This is a genomic window from Paenibacillus sp. J22P218 (assembly GCF_056269195.1).
Genome location: NZ_JBWDNL010000001.1, coordinates 1,104,290 through 1,126,005, shown reverse-complemented (window position 1 = coordinate 1,126,005; position 21,716 = coordinate 1,104,290). Strand labels below are relative to the sequence as shown.

The following is a 21,716-nucleotide window of genomic DNA, read 5'->3' as shown; positions in this document are numbered from 1 at the left end:
TGGATAATGATTGATTAGAACAAGGCTTGATCCTTGTCGTATCTGCGCACAAGCCAGTTGGCTCCTAATATAATGATCAGGGTAAGCACCGATTGGTAGAAGCCGACGGAAGAAGCCATGCCGAAGTCTGCCGTTCCCATCAATGATCGGAATGCAAGCGTATCGATGATATCCGTCGCATCCATGAGCAATCCGTTGTTGCCGATCAGCTGATAGAACATGTCGAACTCGCCCCGCATGATCCGTCCAAGCCCTAGCAGCAGCAAAATAATCATGGTCGGCTTCAGAAGCGGCAGCGTTATTTTCGTGATTTTCTGGAACCTTGATGCACCGTCGATCGTTGCCGCCTCATACACCTCTTGATCAATGCCGACGATCGCAGCCAGGTAGAGCACGCTGCCATAGCCGACCCACTTCCATACATACAGAAACGGCAAGATGAGGTACCAGTACCAGGTCGTCGAGTAAATATCGAGCGCATCCACATGGAAGTAAGCCAGTATGCGATTGATGATGCCGTACTCGTAGTTCAAAAAGTTATACACGAAAGCCGATACCGTAACCCAGGAAATAAAATAAGGCAGAAACATTAACGTTTGCGACAGCTTCTTAAACCACTTCTGCTGGATCTCAGAAATGACGATCGCTGCCAATATCGAGAAAAAGGTGTAACAGCTCAAAAAAATGACGTTGTATACGATCGTATTTCGCGTAACGAGCAACGCTTTGCCCGACTGAAAAAAGTAAGTGAAATTATCAAAGCCTACCCAAGGACTTGCAAAGATACCGCCCTTTAACGTGTAGGATTGAAACGCCATGACGATGCCCGCCATCGGGACATAAGCAAATATAATGAAATAGATCGCTATCGGGGCAAACATCAGGTAAAGCACCCAATTGGATTTCACATCTTTGAAAAGACCGTTTTTCTTTCGATTACGCGGCTTCTTAGCGGCTAATACGGCCTCTAATCCCGCACTCGTATGTACTTTCGCGCTCACGTTCATCACCTTCCGTTCTCGTTTCTCTTGTGTCGCTCTCTCCTTCTTCATTTTAAGTGAGGGGACGATATCGACGTAATGCGACAAACCTACGATTACCTTTGAATTCCTATGCTGACCGATGTTTGCGGCCAAAAGAAAAAGCAGCCGGAAGCTGTGATGCTCCCGACTGCCCCTATTCGAATCTCGGTTTAGATCTTAGTCAACGACCAATCGTCCACCCGCAGCCAATTGCCTGCATTAGCAACGCTATATACGCCAATCTGCGCCGATCCGTTCGTGACGACAATATTGGAAATGGTAATTTCGGTCCAGTTGTTGATCGTATTGTTGATCGCAGCGTTTTTCTCCGTTCCTCCGAAGTTTTTTACGAAAATTTGCGCGATAGACTGCCCGCCGCCGCTCTTCACCCACGCCTTCAACGTGTATGTACCGTTCGGCAGTCCCGTAACGGTCTGATACATGCTTGCGCTGTAGGCAGATGCGCTATATTGCGTCATGGCGTAACGTCCCGTTCGTCCGGGAGAAATATTGGAGTTCGAATCCGTCGTTACGTTTTTCCAATTGGACCATCCGGTTAACGTACTCAGCGTAATTCGATCCGCCTCGTAGCTCGGATTCATGACATAGTTATTGCCGGCCGCCACGCTCCAAGTACCTGCCGCCGCATCCAGATCGAACTTGCTTAAGGAATTAAGCACCGGCGTTGTCCCGCTGAACGTAACCGGCATCCATTGGTTGTACCCGAGCCCGTTGCCCGCGAAGTCGCTCCAACGATCGCCGGCGAACAGGATCGTCGTTCCCGCGCTTCCTTGCACTTTGATGAAAAAGCCGGTTTGGGTGACATGCGAATAGTCCTTATCCGAATTAATCATCACAAATTCGCTGGAGTAAGGTCCTGTTATGTTAGCGGATGAAATGCAATACGCTTTCGAAGCGTTCCAGCCATGAAGGTCGGAGGAGCATAAGTAATAAAGGCCGTTCTGCTTGAACATGGCATTGCCCTCTCGTCCGCCCTGCGTGCTTTGGAACACCTGCGTAGCCGGCTCGATGTTCAAATAATCCGACGTTCTCAGCTCCGAAACATACAGGCGCGATCTTCCGTTCGCGTTGCTGAATACAAGATAGGCTTTACCGTTATCGTCTACGAAGGTCGATTGGTCGCCAGGCAGATTGTTCACGACGTTCGTTATCGAGGTTTGGACATGATGGAACGTAAAGTTACCCGTTGGCGTGCTGCTGGTGGCGAAGGCCGTGCCGGAGCCGGCTGGCCCCGCATATTGCGTCAGCAGCACATACTGCTGAGTGTTGGAATTATAGACGACTCCCAGCCTGCCGAGCCAATCCGGATCCCATGTCGATCCCTCAGGACCGGCCGTAATGACGTTGCCTTGGAACGTCCAGTTGACCAAATCCGTCGACGAATAGCAAGTCACGGCAGCGAAGCTGGTATCGCCGTTTTTGCCGCTTGGGTTATTATAGTAGGTGACCGCCCCGTTATATTTGACTCCATACCAGTAATACGTGTTGCCAACCTTCAGAATATTGCCGCCTTGTGAATAAATCGGATTGCCCGAAGTATCTTTCCAAAATATATCGTTCGTCAGGGTTGCACTGGCAGCGCTTGCAGGCACTGCGCCGAAGGAGAAGGCGGTAATGAATACGAGCAGGAAACATTGGAGCAGGCTGTAACGTTTAATTCCCTTGATCATCTTAATCATCCTTTCCTCATTGTGATAATAACGAATGATTGGTACATGATTGGTTTGCCGCTATCCTTTCTGATTAGTGGATTGCGAACACATTATATAGCGGGACGATATGAGAAAAGTAGATTGAAAACCTATGATTTCCTTTTAATAGTTTCGTTTTACCATGTTATGGGCACAAAAAAAGCTCGTACGATCGGATTATCCGGTCGAACAAGCTTTTTGATTCTATCTGTTTTTATTAGCCATAAATACCGCTGCCTGCTGTTCGACTTCCGCCTTCACCCTGTCGATGCCAGCTGCTTGAAGCTTGGCGGCCAATGTATCGAACGCAGCGTCCACGTCATCAAACGCGCCAAAATAAATCGGCTGGGCGTATTGAGTCGACACGTTCTTCAATGCGGCAATTTCGGTTTTCACGTTGCTGGAGTTGAACAGAAAGCCCATATAAGTCGTCGGGATCAAATAATGTTCGATCTGCTCCTTCAGCTTGATGTACGGTTCGGACCAGGTTGTCATCGGCTTGAACAAATCCTTGTTCACGAACCAAAACCCGGATGCGTCGGGGGGATAAGTATTCGTCTCAGTCGTAACGCCCTCGGGCAAGCCTATCTTGCCATCGTCTGTCATGACATAGTTGATTCCCTCAATCCCGAAGTAGGTCAAATATACATAGGCAGGCTCCTCCATAATCAGATCAAGCGCTTCCATGGCCCGCTCTGGATGTTTGGAATGAACGCCTATCGCGACTCCATTATTGAGCCATGTCGCATTAGACGATTTACCTGACGGGTATAACATCGGGAACGGATATACCTCGATTCCTTTTTCTGCGCATAGGGAGAACACCGACACCATGTCGTTCGAATTTCCGAACGCGACGCCTGCCCTGCCCTCGCAGAAAGTATCCTTCGACCGCTCTTTGTTCGCAAACGGATTTCGATTGATATAGCCCTTGTCGTACCAGCTCTTCATGATGCCGGCCGCGTACTTCTGAACGCTCAGCATTGGCTCCTCGACCATCGTCCAAAGCTCGCCGGAAGGATTCTCGATATCACTCGTGATCCCTTGCGCCAGCGGCTCGCCGGAATCAAAAGGCGCTCCGGCCCATGCGATTTTTTCAGACAATAGATAGGAATAAGGTGTGGAAAGATCAAATTGAGAATCCAAATTAAGCGGGATCATTTCCGGATAACTTCGCTTGATTTCGGCTAAATACGGTTCTATCTCGGAAAATTTGCTGATCTCTGCCATACCGGCCCGATTCATGACGTCCCTGCGGAACAACGCTACGTTGACTTTCCGGTCGGGACTGGACGTTGGAATCATATACGAAATGCCATTGACGAGAGTCGAATTCCACGCCTCCGGCGGAAGTTTGTCCATATGTCTGGGCATATGCTCATTCAGCATATCCATGCTAAGCGGTAAAAACGCCCCTCTCGTTGCTTCCGATACGTAGAAATTCCAATCCGATGCGAATATGAAATCGATTTGTTCCCCTGATTCCAGCAAGAGCGGATATTTCGACTGCAGGTCGCTCCAGCCGATATATTTCAGTTCGAGCGTCGCATTGATATCTCTTTTCAGCATAACGTTAAGAGCTTCCAGCACCTTAGGCATGCCGATTGGCGCTTCTCCAATCAAATAACCGACCAGCCTAACTTCTTTCTCGCTATTATTGTCCGTTATTCCCGATTCGTTCATGTTGTGTTGCTGCGGATCATTATGGCTTGAGCAGCCGGATAAACAAGTCGATATGACAATAATAATCGCCGCTAACAACAGAATGAAATTGCCGACTCTATTCAACAGCAAGCCCTCCTTTGACGCCAAATCTCTGATCTGGCAAATGAAGCAGCACGCGAGTGCCTGCCCCGGGCTTGCTTTCGTATTTCATTCCGTAGGCCGCTCCATAGGAGAGCTGCAGCCTCTCCTGGATGTTGCGCACGCCGTAGCCGCCGCTGCTTTTGCCACTGTATCCCTTCAAGACGGCTGCCAATACGGGAGCATTCATGCCGACGCCGTCGTCAGACAACGAAAGAACGATGTCTCCCTTATTCTCCCAAGCGGATATGCGAATCGTGCCCTGCTCGCTGTCTTTCTCCATAATGCCGTGCAAGATGGCGTTCTCCACCAATGGCTGCAATAAGATTTTGGGCAGCTCACAATCATACAGTTCCCGAGGCACTTCCAGCTCCAGCCGAATGCCGTCTCCGAATCGCATATTTTGAATGCGGACGTAAGCCTCGATATGCTGCAGTTCACTCTCAAGCGTCACATATTCACGGCCGTTAGACAGGCTGAGCTTATAAAATACGGCCAATTCGTCGACGACGCGCTTAATTTCGCGAGAGCCCGATTCGATCGCCATCACATTGATCAGATCAAGTGTGTTGTACAAGAAATGGGGATTGATCTGTGCTTGAAGCGCCTTCAGCTCCTTGTTCTTCAACTCACGGCCGAACGTTGATTTCTCGTCGATCAGGTTCGACATGTTTTGCACCATGACGTTAAAGTTGTGCGTAAGCTCCCCGATCTCGTCTTCGTTGGCGGGAAGAGAAGCGATTTCGAACTTGCCGTTCTTTACTTTGCGGACATGCAGAATTAACTGACGGATCCGTTTCGTGGCCGATGCCGATACAAAAAAAGATAAAGGAAGCATAAGCGGCACAACGATCAGAAAAATAGAGATGATCCGATTTCGAGCTTTGGTGCTTGACTGTAAAATATCGGAATACGGGACGATCAGCGCGATCATCATCGGCGTGTTCGGAATTTGCTCTACGCCTATCATGTGGCGCTTGCCGTTCACGACATAATTGTCGTTCGAATAGCTTGTTCCGTTCTCAGCTGCCGACATAAGCAAGCGGATATCGGATATCGGTAAATCCAGATTTCGGGTTGAATCCGCTTGACTGAGCAGTTGTCCCTGTTCGTTGAATAAATAAGCCGATGCATGAGGCGTTAGTATGGCATGATCCAACACCGACTGCATCGCAGTCGATTTCACTTTGGCGCGGACGATGCCATCGAACTGTTTGATGTTGTGGGCATTGGGGATTTTGCGAACAACCGTAATCTCTTTGCTATCTGCATCTTCATCTATGGTCGTCGACGGCATCCAAGCGAAGGCCGAATTCGACGCTGCAAAGCTCTGATACCAAACCTCTGACTCGTAATTGTTCATATTCTGAAAATCGGCATTTTCCGTAGCGCCGGCAAGTCCATACCTCATAAACATTTGTATCGTATCGATGTCTTCATTGTAACGGAACTGATTGACGAGCCGTGACAATTGCAGCGCATCCATATGCCATTTGTTGACATCCTCGTATTGCTCCGAATCCGCTGAAACATAAGTTAGAACAAGCGGATTAAAGGTAATGAAATTAAGCACTTCCGTGATTGACTGCGATTTATATTGCAGGTACGACTTTGTCTCGTCTAGCATCTTCTGGGAGGAGTAAAGCGCCGCTTCTTCGTTTTCCTTCTGCGTCATCGTAATGTGAATGAACAGAAGCAGGAGAAACGGAATCGTAATAACGAGCAAGTAAGTCGCAAAAAGCTTGTAACGGATGCTTAAATTCGAGAAACGAATCGTCTTTCGTTTCATTTGACGACACGCTCCCGATATTCGCTTGGCGTGATGCCCTCGCAGCGCTTGAAGAAGGTAGTAAAATAGTTCGCGTCCGTGAAACCGAGATTCATCGCAACCTCAAATAACTTCACGTTCGACTCGCGCAGCAGCTCCTTCGCCTTATTCATTCTCGTCTCCGTAATAAACTCCTTGATCGTCTGGCCGCGCTGCTTCTTGAAGAATGCGCATAAATACGTTTCGCTGAGCCCAACATGATCCGCAATGGACTTAATCGTAAACCCTTTTAAGTGAAAATGGGAATGAATGTAGCGGTCGATATCGCGCATCTTGCCAGAGCCCGGTGAATTGCCCTCGTCCTGGCGCTCATCCAGCAAATCTAGAAACGTTAGTACGTACTGCTCTAACGCCGACAAGCTTGATACGCGATCGATTTCCTTCCACATGTAGCGTCTCTCTGTATCCTCCGACAGCTCTGCCAAGCCAAGCTGAACCGCAATCTCCATAATGGCTAACAAAAACTGAAAGTACGTATCCTTCAATCGAACAATGTCCAGATCCATGCGGGTACGTGCATATGATGTCCACTGCTTCAACGTTCTCCTCGCATCCTCCAATTGTCCTCTGCGCAATTGATCCCTCAGTCGACGGACTTCCTCCCAATTCGTAAGCAGCGGTTCATGTCCGCCAAGCGAATCCGAGAATATAGGATTCGAATGATTATAATAGTACTGAAGCGAGCTGGCTAGCGATGCCAGCTTATACGAAGCGGGAATACTGGCTAAATCCATGATCGGCTCGCCGATTCCTAGCTTTAATTCTATCGTTGTACCCGCTATGCCGCTTAAGATAGCCGATATATGTTCAATCGTTTCTCGACCGGACCGATAAGCACTACGGTATTCTCCAGGCAGGACGAGCACAAGCCGGTTGGAAGAATCAAAACCGGCAATCACCTTCAACGATAAGAGCTGCGATTCGCGATTGATCGCATCCAGCATCCAGTCATGAACGGGCGCCGGGTCTTCGGGATGGTCGCCAGGATTCCAATAGAGGTTCGCCGCTATGACCGTATAAGGGCCATGGATCGGAAGTAGAAACGTATCTTGGCTGCGAAGTGCCGGCTCGACATGCGGCGAGCCGGGATAAGAAATCAGCTTTTTAACCATTTCTTGCCGGAGATAGGGCAAGCTGCGATCGATGTCGGCCTGCAGCTGGATTTCCTCTTCCTTCTTCCTACTCTCTTCTCCGCATAATTGAATCGCGGTTTCCACGGATGCGCGTACTTCCCCCAAGATGATAGGCTTCTCTAAATATGTCAGCGCTTTCAAGTGAATGGCCGATTTTAAGTACTCTTTATCTGAAAATCCGCTCAAAAAAATAATCTTGCAATTCGGATCCACTTCCCGGTAATGACGTGCAAAGTCAATGCCGCTCATCTTAGGCATCCGCACGTCGCAAAGGATGATGTCCGGCCGCCAGTCCAGCGCCCTTTCAAGCGCAAGCTGACCATTACGTGCCGTATCCACCTCGCCGATGCCAAGCTCTTCCCATGGAATGTAGGTTCTTAACAATTCTCTTGTACGAATCTCATCTTCTACAATTAACAGTTTCAAGAGAATACCCCCTCGGAACGAGTAAGTTAGCGTTAGGCTACTATTATAAAACAATCACCTATTTATGCCTACTTCGAATATCTATGATTACCTTTGATTTTTGCAGGTGCATGGCTGTGCACAACCGCTGCTTCCTGCAGCAATCTCTCCAGCTCCTGTGCAGCATGTTTTTTTGACAAACGCCTTTTATTGATAGATTATATTCTTATTATTGATGCTAGAGGTCTAACGAAGGACAGGTGGATCATGGAACAGATGACGACGAGCTTTGATTGGGAGAAGCTGTACGTTCTGCCTCACTACGTTCTCGATGAAGTGAAATCTCATCCGCTCACGAGAGAGGCGTATATTACCGATATTGGCTGTTTTCACCAAGCCCATAATCATTTCCGTGAAAGGCCAACGGGATGCGACACCTACATTTTCATTTATTGCGCCGGCGGAGCAGGCTGGGTTCAAACGAACGACAACGAGCGAATCCGTATAACGGAACGGCAGTTCCTTTTCATTCCGGCTGGCATCCCCCATGCATACGGTGCAGATGACGAGAATCCATGGACCATCTACTGGTTTCACCTAAGCGGAACGCAGATCGCCGATTTCTTGCTTCTGCTGGATGCTGAAGCGTCGCCGTCACTGGTCATTCTGCCGGCAAGAGACGAAACGAAGTTTCTCGAGCTCTATCATCAATGCTACGATTTGCTATCGTCCAAGTCATACTCGCTGGTCCATCTCGTAGAAGTATCGCAAACGATTCGCTATTTGCTCAGCTTCGTCATTTCGATCGCTGCCCGCAGGGAAGACAGCAAATCGCAGGGCCATATCGAGAAAGCGATCCGATATTTAAGCGAGCACTTGGAGTCATCCGTTACGCTGGACGATATCGGGCGTCACGTCCAAGTATCCAAGCAGCATCTCAACTTTATGTTCAAGCAGTCCACCGGCTATTCGCCGGTCGACTACTACTTGCGCATGAAGATACAACGGGCTGGGCAGATGCTCGATCTGTCGAATGCATCAATCAAAGAAATAAGCACGATGCTCGGCTTTAAGGATCCGTATTACTTCTCTAGACTGTTCAAAAAAATGAACGGCTGCTCGCCTTCCGAATACCGTAATCACCCGAAAGGTTGAGCCGCCTCACCGCCACTGACCGCTGCATGACCGAATAGGGATGAATAATATACTTATTTTTTCCAATCAAGCTAGCTTGGGATGAATAGATATAGAAATTAACTCTATTTCTTAAACAGCAATCACACTTTACCTTCTACAACCAACTAATTAACGTAATAAGGCTAGAAAGTATACCTATTCTGCCAAATCGAGTTCATTTGGACTGAATAGGTATAGAAACTATCTCTATTTCTTAAAAAACGAAAGGTTGGCAGAACAAATGGGACACCTCATAAGCCTAGTGGCTTTAGGGGTGTCCCTTTCTTGTTCGGTTGCTATTTTATTTTGCGGTAGAGAGCAGCGCCGTAATAAGGTATTGGCTGTATTTGATGGAATACGGCCAATTCCACGCCTTCGAACCGTTCGACCAGCGCTTGATTCACGAACGTATGAACCGTTCCTTTGCGCAGCGGCGTGATCGCAAGATGGAGCTGACGGTTCTCGAGATCGTCCTTGAACTGCTTCAAGCCGATCGGCCAAACTTCGCCGTAGTGAATATGGTCGGTTATGAGCCGGTTGTCCAAGTAGGCAGCTGCAACGTCCCCGTCGTATTCCACTTGCAGGAATAGATCGGACACTTGACTCGGCCAGTTCGGATCGATCTCAACGATTGCGCTTCGCTCCCGCGGATGCTCGATTCGGATGCTTGGCTCGTAAGCCTCAACCTCAATCCGATACGACTGGAACAACCCCGCCTGTCCTGTAGACAATAGGCCATGATCCGCGGACACTTCCTCGGGTACTGGAGGAAATACGTTTATCTCCCACTGTTCCTTCCCTTCAGAAGTCATCATCAACCGTTCATTCTTTGTATAGAGACGGCTTTCGCTGATGAACAGCCTCTCTTCGCCCCATAGCTTGAATTTATAAACCTGAAGCGCTTCTTCTCTTGTCAGAACGAGTATTTGAACGGTTTCATCATTGGCCAAAGTAACTTCCAGCGCATGCTGCTTGCCGACTAGCGGCTTAACGACGATGACATCCGTTTCGGGCGTAATCACAGCGGATGGCTGCGACACTTGCGCCGTCGTTGCACGGTTCAATACGATTTCGGGCTCCAAACCTTCCTGCGCATAGAAGACTAACACGCGCTCACTTCCGCTCTCGATAGCGGTAAGCGGTTGTATCGTCGCAGATACAATGTGTACGCCGGCCATTTCGAGATGGAAAGGAAGTACCGTGCTAACTCCTTGTTTCAACGTAAGCGAGCCTTGATGCGGGAACGAAACCTTGCCTTTCGGCGTCTCCAGCTCAATCCGAACGTCTTCGCGATCGGGCAGCTCCAGATGGTCCTGGAAGTTGTTCAGGAACAGGAAGCCCGAACCGTCCTTCTGACGAACGCACCAACGAAGCGATTGCTTGTCCTCCGGATGGATGTCGGATTGTCCCTCGGGAAGAACCGTTCCCATTGGCGCGATGATCGAGCCGAATGTTTCCATGAAAAGTGCGAGCGAACGGATGCGATCATACGATTTGCCAACCCTGCCGAATTCGCCAAGCGGCGACTGATAATCGTAAGTGATTTTCGGCAGGCCGTATTCATTCAAGTAGCCATGTTTGCCGACCGGATTGGAGCCGCCGTGATACATATAATACCCTAGCAGATTGCTGCCGCTCGCCAGCTTCACCAGCGTCATCGCTTCTACGCTCTCGGGACTTACATTCGGTCTTGCCGTGTAGCTGACCTGCATACCGCCTGCCATCTCGCAATATGCGACCGGATAGTCCTGCGTTTCGTAATTCACGGCTTCCGTAGGCTTCACATGCAAATCGCGGTAAATGTATTCGCCGCTCGGCGGCTGATTCGGTATCCATGGCGTATACGCATATCCGGCAAGCATCGGCAGCGTATCCGTCTCCGGCACCGCTGCGCCTCCCCATGCCGTAGCCGTATAGAACGCAGGCTTTATACCCGCCTCCTCGGCAAGCCGGCGAAGCTCGGCCAGATGCTCGTTGCCGCCTTTGCCCGACGACATGAACACGCCAGCCTTATATCCCCATGAATCCAGCGGAGCTCCGCAATGCATGTATTCATTCTCGAGCTGTACGCCGATAACCGGGCCGCCCTCGGCGAAATACGATCCTTGCGCTTGCTTAGCGATTTGACGATACAGACGTCTTGCGAAGAACAAGTAACGCTCATCGTTGGAACGAATTTCTAGAGGCTTCTCGAATACCCAGTCCGGTATGCCGCCGTTTCTTACTTCGCCGTGACAGAACGGTCCGATTCGCAGGATGAGGCGTAATTCATGCTTGGCGCATAAATCGATAAAATGACGCAGATTACGGCTTTCGTCCCAGCGGAATACGCCCTCTTCCTCCTCATGGTAGTTCCAGAATACGTACGTGGCAATGATATTGACTCCGCCGGCTCTCATCTTTAGCAGCTCTTCCTCCCAATGCAGGTAAGAAAATCGCGAGAAATGGAACTCGCCGACGACCGGCACGATCGGCTTGCCGTTCCAGGTCATATAAAAGTTTGTAAAGTCGAAGGAATCCCCTTTTGGATTCACGGCGTTGCGGTTTGCCAGCTTTCCGGGCGTGATTGCCTTGTTCGGTACGTCCAAATTCAGCTTATAAGTCGCCATGCCAATTTATCCTCCCATATTTCCATGGTTTATTTTTGTAATTGCAATACCTCTGACAGGGTTCCCTCTATGACCTTAAATCCGGCAGGACGGAATATCTCATAACGGAAATGGTCCGCTTTCGCAGCACTTTGCTCAGACCATTCTATTGTCCACTGTTCACCAGGGGAGAGAGAGGGAATGAATAGCGATTGCCAATCAGCCCCAGCCATCATCACCTTAAGGATATAACCTGAAACGCTATAGGAAGGGATGTCATTGCGAACAGTCAGCGTGAGTCTGATAGCCTCGCTCTCAAGTGCCCTCTCAGCTTTAACGGTTATCGGCGATCCGATCTCACGCAATGCTTGATAGGACGGTTTCGGATTCCCGTATATATCCGTCGTCCCGTGTACCCGCTGACGCAATCGCCCTACGCCTTCCTCTCCCATCTGCGTGCGATAATCGTTCAAGCTGAAGAAGATGAGCGCGGCAATTTGGTCATGCTTGCGATACTCTTCCGTCTTTTGCATTAAGATTTGAATTCGCCGGGGATCTCCTCCCTCGAATGCCGGTTCGCATAAGCCGTACTCCGCTACCGTCAACGGTTTATCCGGATAGGCGGCGTTAATTCGGCCAATCACTTCGGACTCGTCCAGCTCTCCGTGCCAAGTGCCGATATAATCGTTCCACATCAGCAAGTCGCCGATGCCGGTCGCGTCTTTGGAAGGGACGGTATGGATGGAATTAGACACATAGTTAATAAACCGCGTGTTGTCCATTCGTTCGATATGCGATCTTAGGTTGTTCATGTAAGCGACGGTTTGCGCCGATTGCCCGTTCACTTCATTGCCGATCCCCCATGCGTAGATGCAAGGATGATTGAAATGTCTCGTTATCATCTCCGCAGCGTGCTGGAGGGCAACGGGAAGGAGCGCATCATCAGGCTCATCCGGCTGCTGCCAATGCGGAATTTCCTCCTGAACGAGCAATCCGTTCCGATCGCACCAGTCAAGCAGCTTGCTGTCCTGCTGCCAATGAAATCTCGTAATGACGCAGTTCGCGTTCTTGATTTGTTCAAGAGTTCGAATGAAGTCCTCCACCGTTTCCGCCATTCCGATATGGGGATTCGAGCCCGGCATCCATTCTACCCCCATTAATCGGACCGGTTCGCGGTTCAGCAGAAGTCTGCTGCCTTCATTCTTGATTTCCCGGAATCCTACTGGGATCGAAAGTTCATCCGAGTACGTACCATCTGCTTCAAGCATCAATTTTAACGTATACAAATGGGGGTGATCGAAATGCCATAACTTCATCTGATCAATCGTTATTTCGTTTATATCAAAGCAGCCATTCTCGATGCGAACCGGATAGGCTTCCGATGCAATCAGCTTGTCCTGATACAAGACATTCACATGAACGGTTGGAAGCAAGTCGGAAGGCAGACCGTTATCCCAAAGCTTGATTTGACCGCTGATCGTACCACGAGAAGCGGTCATGTGTGCTCCCTCAAATTCCGGCTTCGCGATGATTTTGGCATAATCAATCGCTGCAGTACCCGTTATGATCAAGGATACACCTCGAATGATGCCGCCATCGTCCGCCCAGTCGAAGCTGTTCGACATCGGGAGCGCTTGATCGCTGTTCTCGTTGTTAACGGACACCGTTAATAGATTATGGTTTCCCGGCTGTACTTCTTCCGTAATGTCAATTATAAACGGCGTATAGCCGGAATGCTTATGTTCACCGACCCGAATTCCGTTCAGCCATACGGTCGCATCCCGATAAATCGCATCGAACTGCAACCGAAGCAACTTCCCTTCCAGCTCAGAGGGTACAGCCAAATGATACGAATACCATGCTGTCCCGCGGTACTCTTCTAAGCCGTCCTCCACATTCCATGTATGAGGAATCTTTACCTCTCTTGCCGAATCGAGTATATCGGCGTACCAATGATTGTGTAAGCCAATCCCGTCAGGATCAACGAGGAAACGCCAATTGTCTGTTAAGGGGATATTTTCACGATAAGACATCGTCACCCATTCCTTCCTGCTTCAGCATCCAAGCTTATGCAACCGTCAGCTTCCGGTGAATAGCTGCACCTTGATGATTTCGATCCAGTGCCAACGCCTCATCGAATGCCTGAGCTGCTTCTTCGTTCCTTTCTAATCCAAACAGGCCAAGTCCGAGCATGAAACGGCAATGAATGCGGTTTCTCTGGTTCAAATCCTCTTCGAATACAAGGAAATCCGGCAACGATACGGCAAAATAATCGATCTTCACGTCATCAAACATATGCTTCTCCGCAAAATCGATCAACTTGTTGAAGCGCCGCTTCGCTTCTTTCATATTGTTCAACTTCAACCACGCCAATCCTTGATAGAAGATCATCTCAGGCGGCTGGTCATTATAGTACATGGCGCTAGCCGGCTCTTCAAGCCCTTGCGACGCGGCTGTGAAAGCCGCACTTGCTTCCTTCTGCCGTCCTTGCGCCTCAAGCGCGCAGCCAAGATAATAATGGATATTGTTTTCCTGCGCGCCTTCAAGCTTCGCTTCGCCAAGATTAACCGGATTTTCAAGCGCCTTGCGCAGTATCCGTTCCGCCTCTGCGAACTGTTTCTCTCCGAGCGCCAGCTTCGCCAGCTCGACATGAGCTTGGATATATTGTCCAAGCGTCTTGCCTTCTCCGCCCTCCCAAGGGTGGAACTGACGCGCTGCGAGCAGCCCCGCTGCCTCCTCATAGAAGCCCAGCGTATTGTGAAGCGCCACGAATTCGATGTACAAATCATCTCGAGCTTGAACCAACTGAGGCTCCAGCTTCAGCTTAGCAAGCCGTTCCTCTGGCGACACCTGAATCTTCTTATACAGCTGATCCAACTCGTAGAACACCCTGGCATCCTTCTTGTCGCATGCGAATGCCGCTTCTAACGAAACTCTAGCCTTCTCCGGCTCGCCTTTCTTGTTATAATAGGCAAGCGCGAGATTCCGCTGTACAACAGAGAACGAAGAATCAATGGCTGCGGATGCTTCCCACTGTGCGATCGCATCTTCAGGGCGTTTCTTGTCGTAGTACCAATTTCCTAGGAAATAACGAGCTTTTGCAGAGTTGGGCTGAAGACGCACGGCGAATTCCAAAACCGTAAGGTCGAACAGGGTATTCGGGAAACAATATTCGGGTGAAACGGTCTCGCCCGCGTTCAAATGTTTCCATGCAAGGTCGTTTTTCCCGATTTTAGCGTAACCGTAGCTTAGCGCAAAATGAACCATTGGGTACGCATTTGCTTGTTCATCGGGCGCGACTAGATGCAATACCTCTATCGCTTCTTCATAAAGTCCTGCCCCAGCGTAATCGGAAGCTAGCGCAATATAGTTATGCGGATCATTGCGCAAGAGCGCGGACAGCTCGCGAAGCGCATGATCGGCACCATCCAGATCTCCTGCAAGTCTGCTGACTAGGAACCATTCATGATAAGCGCCGAAGTCGGCGATATCGAGCCCGATCGTTTCCACTGCGGAAGCCTTCGCTTCGTCCAATCGGCCAAGACGTCTCAGCAGAGCCGATCTAAGATCCCTTGCCTTGTAATGGCGCGCGTTCCGAACCAAGGAACGGTCGACCAGCTCGAGCGCTTCTTCGTACGAACCATTCTCCGCGGCGATCTGGGCCAGCGTGAAGTATCCGCTATCTTGCCAAGCCGCTGACCACACCGATTTGTAAAATGCGGCGAACGCTTGCTTCAAACGCCCTTGTTCCTTGAGCGACACGCCAAGCTGATAATACGCTTCACTGTCATAAGGATTCGGGTTGCGCCAGGTCAGGCTTGAAACCGCCTTACGGAAATGGTCTTCGCTCTTCGCGAACAATCCCCTACGAAGCAGCAGAGTACCGTACGCGACATGGATTCGAATATCCGATTCGTCTCGCTTCAAGCCCTCCAAGTAATAGGCTTCCGGTTCGAACGTAGCGTGACGGTATTGTTCCAAATGCAGACCGGCCAAATAAAGCTGCTCATTCGTCCGAATATCCTTCGGCTCAGGCAATGGCTTCGCTGCTTCTGGAATATCCTCGATTTGTTGTTTCTTCGGTTGATAGCCGACCAATAACTTGCCTGAAGCATCCTTCACCGTTAGCCTGAGGTCATGCTCCTCGTCGTCCGCGTGCAGCGGAACCGTTGCCGTAAACGTGCTGCTCGGCGACAAATCAGCCGATTCCTTAACGTAATTTCTATTCCGGCTGACAAGCTCGATCGTCACCCCTTCAATAGAGGACGTCGTGTAAGCTTGAATAGTAACCATTCCGTTTGCCGCGTCTATCTCCAGATTGACCGCCGCGTCTATTGTCGCGTTTTTGACGACTCCGATATTTTTGTAAGGCATAAAGTATTGCTTGAATGATTTCTCTTCAAATGGCTGCAGCCATGTAAAGTCAGGCTGATTGTCCGTATACACGCCTGTCATGAGCTCGATGTACGGTCCGTCCTCGTCGGTCAAGCTTCGATCCCATGCTTGGCCGAACTCGCCGTTCCCCCACGTCCATTGCTTCTTGCCGGGAGAAATATGATGGTTGGCGACATGCAGCAAGCCCGCCTGCACGGAATGATCGTAGCCGCCTACGAAATTGTAATCCGACTTGTAGGCCATATAAGAAGTAGGAACGGGAATGTTCTTATACCTCGAAATATCGACGCCTTCCGAATAGTCCATTTTGTAATACGTGCCCGTAGCGATCGGAAACTTGGAAACGTCACGTTTGCCATGGTCGAAGACCGCGTGTACGTCTGGAGGGAATACCGACTGGGTATGATCGTTCACGGCTACAGCCGGGTTAGCCCACCAAAGGAAGGTTTGCGGTTCTTGCGTTCGATTGTACAGCTGGGCATGAATTTCCAAATAAGCCTTGCCCGGATGAAGCGTAAAGCCAGCCGTTACTTTCGTGCCGTACATGCGGTCGATCTCGCTGACCCATACGGTTGCGCTGCCGTCCTCATTTTCGGTCATCTTGTATTCCACCGGTCCGAACGTATTCGGACGATGATGCTGCGGCCAGTTAAACTCGATGCCGCCGGAGATCCAAGGTCCCGCAAGGCCTACAAGCGCAGGTTTGATAACCTGATTATAATATACGAAGTCGTAAGCGTTCGTCTTATCGACAGCCCGATAAATTCTGCCGCCGATTTCCGGCATAATCTCGATTCGCAAATATTCGTTTTCCAATACGACAATCTTATATGGCTTGAGCTGCTTCTCATCTTCGATCTTATCGATGACTGGATGCGGATATACGCGCCCAGAGCTTCCTTGATAGACTCGTTTCTCTAGAAACATTGGATTTTTATCGGGTTTACCAACTGCGTAAGTCGGTATCTCGACGACTTCTTCCCATACGCGGCAATTCACCGTTTCCTGACTCATAAAACTCACTCCCTATAAGCATTTCAGCTCAATGATTGACTTTCAATACCTATAACTTTACAGGATAACGGGGCCTCGAACCATTCACCATATTCGGAATGTGATGGATTATATTTTGATTTTGAACAGAAAAATAGACGACACTCCGGAGTGTCGTCTACCTGTAAGACTATTATTTCATGATGTGCATTACCACAAATACAAGTCATTGCCCTTCAGCTTAAAGATCGCTTCCATGAAATAATAGTCTCCGTAAATAATTGGCTCGTGATGCGCTTTGGCGTAATAAGCTGCTGACCCCTTCTGCACCAAACTATCCGATGCCTCCGTCCAGTCGATACGTGATTCGAGCGTCTTCAGAAGCTTGACTGCAGCATCCAGATAGACACCTTGCTCATATTGCCCCACCGCCTTCGCGATCTCAATCAATCCGCAAGCGGCAATCGCCGCAGCCGTATCGTCCTCCAGCCTCGGTTCGGCCGGCTGTCTGAAGTCAACCGGAATGACGCCGTCTGCTGGAATATTAGCCATGAAGTAGTGAGCGATTCGCTTAGCCGTATGCAAATATTCCTCTTTGCCGGTATGGATATAACTCATCATGAAGCCGTACAGCGCCCATGTCTGGCCTCTCGTCCAGGATGAGCCCTCTTCGTAGCCTTGCCCGCCGTAAGTCTTAACGACACCGCCATTGAAAGGATCGAACTCAACGATATGATTCACCGAACCGTCCGGTCTGACGAAAGCCGTCATTGCCGTGTCCGCATGTTTCATGGCAATCTGTTTGAAACGCGGATCGCCCGTTTCCTCTGTTGCCCAATACAGCAACGGAATGTTGAACATACAATCGATGATCGCCCAGCCTCTCGTATCCCCTTCGTTCAGATCGTTCCACGCGCGGATGAAGCCTCCAGCCAGATTGAAGCGGCCTGCCAGCAGGTTGGCTGCGTGAAGCGCTCTTCGTCGGGAATCGGCGTTTTGCGTTACTTTATAGTTGGCTACGCTAGTCGGCAGCCACATGAAGCCGACGTCATGATGCAGGCCATAATAATCCTCGAAGCATTGATCGAGCTTCACTTCGGATATTTGCGCGATTTCCTTGTATTTCTCATTGCCCGTCTCATGGTGCATCAGCCACATCATGCCGCCCCAGAAACCATTCGTCCACCAGTTGATGCCGTCTGCATCCGCGCCGGATGGATTATCGGCCGCTCTATCGTCATGCGTACCGTTAACAGTCGTGTACGGAATCTTATGTTTCGATTTCTCGCTGACCCCATCCATCTTAGCCGTAATTTTAGCGATGACTTCTTGCAGCCAATCTTGTTGTTCAGTTGGAACCAACATTTTGATTAACCTTCTTTCCTATGAGGTATAGTTGTCTGTCATAGGCACATTATAGCTCCCTAAACCCGCTAATAATGTAGGTATGTTAACCGAAAATATCGTTTTCTTGCGGTCTTTCTTGTTTGCTGACTAACTCGCGAACTGGCTTCGAGTTATGATGCTCCGGTTTCTTTTAGCCGCCTAATGAGCTGTGTCAACACACTCGAATTGTCCTGCTGCCAGAAATCATTCATCGGACATGCCTTATCCGCAAGTCTGTCCAGCACGGTGCGTAGCGTGAATGCCTCCGCGTTAAGCCGTCCATTCACCTCATCCCAATACAATGGCGCTGCCACCGTTGCTTGGATACTGCCTCTCGGGGAGTATGGACATACCATCGTCTTCCCTGGGGCATGCTGAACATAATCGACATAAAGCCGATTTCCGCGGTTTTTCTTTAACCGTTCCGTCGTGAAGTCTGCCGGGTGCTTCTCCGTAACATACTGCGCAACAAACTGCGTAAACACTCTCGTATCCTCATAAGTTAGACCAGAACGTGGGCCAAGCGGGATATGGATCTGCATCCCTTTGCCGCCCGTTAATTTAGGGTAGCTTACGATGCCGAACCCATCGAATACCGCTTTCATCTCTAAAGCGGCTTTCACGGCAAGCGAAAGCTTATCCTTGCTGGGCGGGTCCAGATCGAACACCATATCGATGGGATGCTCCGTTCCGATCGTATGAAAGGGAATGTGGAATTCGATCGCAGCTTGATTGCCCAGCCACAGCAGTGTTGCGAGATCATCGCATACGATATAATCGATGTCGCCTTCGACATGGCTTCGGACAAAGTCGGGGGCGTAATCCGGACGATTTTTCTGATAAAAAGATTCCCCAGGCACCCCATGAGGATACCGAATCGTCGTTAGTGTCCGATTATGCAAGAAAGGCAGCATCAAAGGAGAAATCCGAACCAAATAAGCGACATACTCCTCTTTGTCGATGCGAGCATCAGGCCATAACCACTTGGTAGGATTGGTTAGCTTCACTTCGCCACGAACGGCAGCGTTATCAATAATGAGCTTGTTCCAAGTGCATTCGGACCAGTCGGCGGATAGGCGAAATGCGCGGAAGATCGGCAGCGTCAACCGATCGTTAAGCATCGACTCAAACTGCAGCTCAACGCAAATGCTTGGCTTTATCCGAATCACACCGCTATTCCCCGCGTCGATCCGGTTCGCCATAATCGTCTGAACGAGCGTTTGTTTCTCCTCTGGACGAAGCCCGTAACTGAATAATCCAACTTCAACGATATTCGTATTCTCTTGCAGCGCTGCCATAAAGCTTTGATTCGTTTCATCATACCCGGCAATAAAAAACAGACCGCTATACGGTCCGTTCGATTTAAGAAATAATGATGCCTTGCTCCTGTCAACTGCCATACGCGACTCCTTAATAGACTAGTAGGTTTTAGTCATCCATGTACGTATAGTAGATCCCCATCGACAGCAAAATTTATACATTTTTCATTCATGCGACAAATCATTCCACTCTTCAAAGACACGATTCGCTTCTAGATGAATATAACGAAGCAATGCCGCAAGGTCGGCCAAGCGTTGTTCATTCGAATGATAATAACGATCGGGAAGACCGCGCTTTATGTTGATCGCTTCGTGTATCAGCCCATGCCACTGTTGCGGAATAACTGTCATTCCATAATACCCCGCTTCAACCTTGCTTCTTATGCGATACTCTTTCAATGTATATAACTGCCGAAGCATGCCAAGCGTACACCATTCAACGGCCTCATCCAAGTGCGTAATCCAAATCTCGTCTAATCGATCGATCCAGCTAATCCAATACGTATTTAGATTATCAATTACGTATCTGACCAAATTTGCTGTCGTTATAACATAATGAAAGGATTGGTCCGAACCATACACCTTAATGCCATGATTTTTGAGAACCCACCACGTAATGGGATTGATATCGGAACCATAGCCGTTTGAATGGACTTGTTTATTATAGTAGGTTAGCAAAGGAGTTAACTCAGTGTTCGGTTTTCCAAGATCGCTCGCAAGCAGGTATGCCCCCATAATGTCGGTCTGCGGAAATTCGATTTCAACCGCTTTATGAGCTGCGGAGATGGATTCGATATCGGACACTTTTGGAGGTTCGCGTAAAATGGCAATGAAATCGATATCGCTGGAGCCTTCAATAAAATCCCCTAACGCAACCGAACCGTATAGATAAACGGAATCAATGATCGAATGGTCTTCACCGAAACCATTACATAGCTTATTCATGATTGATTCAACTACTTGCGGCAGCATAACTAGCTCCTTTCACATAGTGAAACCATACTGTACCTACAAGAATTATACATAAAAAAACGCCAGGAACGTATCAACGTTCCGGCGTCTCCTTGTTTTTATTTAGGCGAAATGGTCTCAAGCGGCTTCGCATTTCCATATACGGGACGCTGGCGTTCTACCGGCTTAGCCCATTTCACGGCGTTCGTAATGACGCGTTGAACGTCTTTGTTGTAATAAGTCGGATACGTTTCGTGGCCCGGTCTGAAGTAGAATACTTTGCCGTTGCCGCGGTTGAACGTGCATCCGCTGCGGAAAATTTCGCCGCCTTCGAACCAGCTAGTGAAGATCAGCTCGTCCGGTGCAGGAATATCGAAGTGCTCGCCGTACATTTCTTCCTTCTCGAGCTCGATATATTCACCGATGCCTTCCGCGATCGGATGGCTTGGCGCCACGACCCACAGGCGCTCCTTCTCATCGGCTTCGCGCCATTTCAGATCGCAGCTCGTCCCCATGAGCACTTTGAAGATTTTGGAGAAATGACCCGAGTGAAGGACGATCAGCCCCATCCCGTCCAATACGCGCTGGCGGACCTTCTGAACGATCTCGTCCTGTACTTGATCATGCGCAAGATGTCCCCACCATATAAGAACGTCCGTATTGTTCAATACTTCATCCGTTAAACCGTGCTCAGGCTCATCCAAAGTAGCTGTCCCAGCTTCATATCCAGCTTCCTTCAAAAAGGATGCGATTGTGCCATGTATGCCCTCGGGATATATTTCGCCGACTAGCGGATTTTGTTTCTCATGACGATTTTCATTCCATACCGTTACTTTAACCATGTAGAAGAACTCTCCTTCTTGTTAATGTTATTGTTACTCCAAGTATAGAAAACGCGGCCCGTCATGGGAATGCTTAATCATGCCTCTTTTGTATTCAAAAGTGTTATACTGCTTAAAGCGGTAGCTTTCGATGCGAGTTTTGCTCCACTCTCGTTCCACAAAC

General features: G+C 49.3%; 13 protein-coding genes. 1 reads left to right on the top strand and 12 read right to left on the bottom strand.

Going from position 1 to position 21,716, the window contains the following annotated elements:
• Window positions 1–14: 14 nt before the first annotated feature.
• From AC0YN0_RS04510 to AC0YN0_RS04490, 5 genes are all read right to left on the bottom strand, one after another.
• Window positions 15–881 carry an ABC transporter permease gene (locus AC0YN0_RS04510; RefSeq protein WP_475820899.1) on the bottom strand — a complete coding sequence of 289 codons (867 nt, stop codon included), beginning with the start codon at window positions 879–881 and terminating at the stop codon, window positions 15–17.
• Between the two features lie 311 nt (window positions 882–1,192).
• Window positions 1,193–2,713 (bottom strand): family 43 glycosylhydrolase, encoded by a 1,521-nt coding sequence (locus AC0YN0_RS04505; RefSeq protein WP_475820195.1) that lies wholly within the window; start codon window positions 2,711–2,713, stop codon window positions 1,193–1,195.
• A gap of 225 nt (window positions 2,714–2,938) precedes the next feature.
• Complete coding sequence (locus tag AC0YN0_RS04500) at window positions 2,939–4,522, bottom strand: ABC transporter substrate-binding protein (RefSeq protein ID WP_475820194.1); 1,584 nt, start codon at window positions 4,520–4,522, stop codon at window positions 2,939–2,941.
• Window positions 4,515–6,326, bottom strand: a complete 1,812-nt coding sequence (locus AC0YN0_RS04495) for a cache domain-containing sensor histidine kinase (RefSeq protein ID WP_475820193.1) — start codon at window positions 6,324–6,326, stop codon at window positions 4,515–4,517. Before AC0YN0_RS04495 ends, AC0YN0_RS04500 begins: the two co-directional genes overlap by 8 nt.
• Window positions 6,323–7,924, bottom strand: a complete 1,602-nt coding sequence (locus AC0YN0_RS04490) for a response regulator (protein WP_475820192.1) — start codon at window positions 7,922–7,924, stop codon at window positions 6,323–6,325. Before AC0YN0_RS04490 ends, AC0YN0_RS04495 begins: the two co-directional genes overlap by 4 nt.
• A gap of 255 nt (window positions 7,925–8,179) precedes the next feature.
• Here AC0YN0_RS04490 and AC0YN0_RS04485 point away from each other — a divergent pair, with 255 nt between their 5' ends.
• Window positions 8,180–9,058, top strand: a complete 879-nt coding sequence (locus tag AC0YN0_RS04485) for a helix-turn-helix domain-containing protein (protein ID WP_475820191.1) — start codon at window positions 8,180–8,182, stop codon at window positions 9,056–9,058.
• 317 nt (window positions 9,059–9,375) lie between these two features.
• Here the strand turns inward: AC0YN0_RS04485 and AC0YN0_RS04480 are convergent, their stop codons facing one another.
• The 7 genes from AC0YN0_RS04480 to AC0YN0_RS04450 all read right to left on the bottom strand — a co-directional run bounded on the left by AC0YN0_RS04480 (window position 9,376) and on the right by AC0YN0_RS04450 (window position 21,553).
• Window positions 9,376–11,688, bottom strand: a complete 2,313-nt coding sequence (locus tag AC0YN0_RS04480) for a beta-galactosidase (protein WP_475820190.1) — start codon at window positions 11,686–11,688, stop codon at window positions 9,376–9,378.
• Between the two features lie 29 nt (window positions 11,689–11,717).
• Window positions 11,718–13,700: a glycoside hydrolase family 2 protein gene (locus AC0YN0_RS04475; protein ID WP_475820189.1), complete on the bottom strand. Its 1,983-nt coding sequence runs from the start codon at window positions 13,698–13,700 to the stop codon at window positions 11,718–11,720.
• A gap of 34 nt (window positions 13,701–13,734) precedes the next feature.
• Window positions 13,735–17,076, bottom strand: coding sequence for a DUF5107 domain-containing protein (locus AC0YN0_RS04470; RefSeq protein WP_475820188.1), 3,342 nt, complete (start codon window positions 17,074–17,076; stop codon window positions 13,735–13,737).
• Between the two features lie 189 nt (window positions 17,077–17,265).
• Window positions 17,266–18,420, bottom strand: a complete 1,155-nt coding sequence (locus AC0YN0_RS04465; protein ID WP_475820187.1) for an AGE family epimerase/isomerase — start codon at window positions 18,418–18,420, stop codon at window positions 17,266–17,268.
• Between the two features lie 152 nt (window positions 18,421–18,572).
• Window positions 18,573–19,841: a DNA ligase D gene (gene ligD, locus AC0YN0_RS04460; RefSeq protein ID WP_475820186.1), complete on the bottom strand. Its 1,269-nt coding sequence runs from the start codon at window positions 19,839–19,841 to the stop codon at window positions 18,573–18,575.
• A gap of 84 nt (window positions 19,842–19,925) precedes the next feature.
• Window positions 19,926–20,732 carry an aminoglycoside adenylyltransferase domain-containing protein gene (locus AC0YN0_RS04455; protein ID WP_475820185.1) on the bottom strand — a complete coding sequence of 269 codons (807 nt, stop codon included), beginning with the start codon at window positions 20,730–20,732 and terminating at the stop codon, window positions 19,926–19,928.
• A 98-nt stretch (window positions 20,733–20,830) separates the two neighbouring features.
• Entirely contained in the window at window positions 20,831–21,553 is a 723-nt protein-coding gene (locus AC0YN0_RS04450) for a ThuA domain-containing protein (RefSeq protein ID WP_475820184.1), read from the bottom strand.
• Window positions 21,554–21,716: the final 163 nt, after the last annotated feature.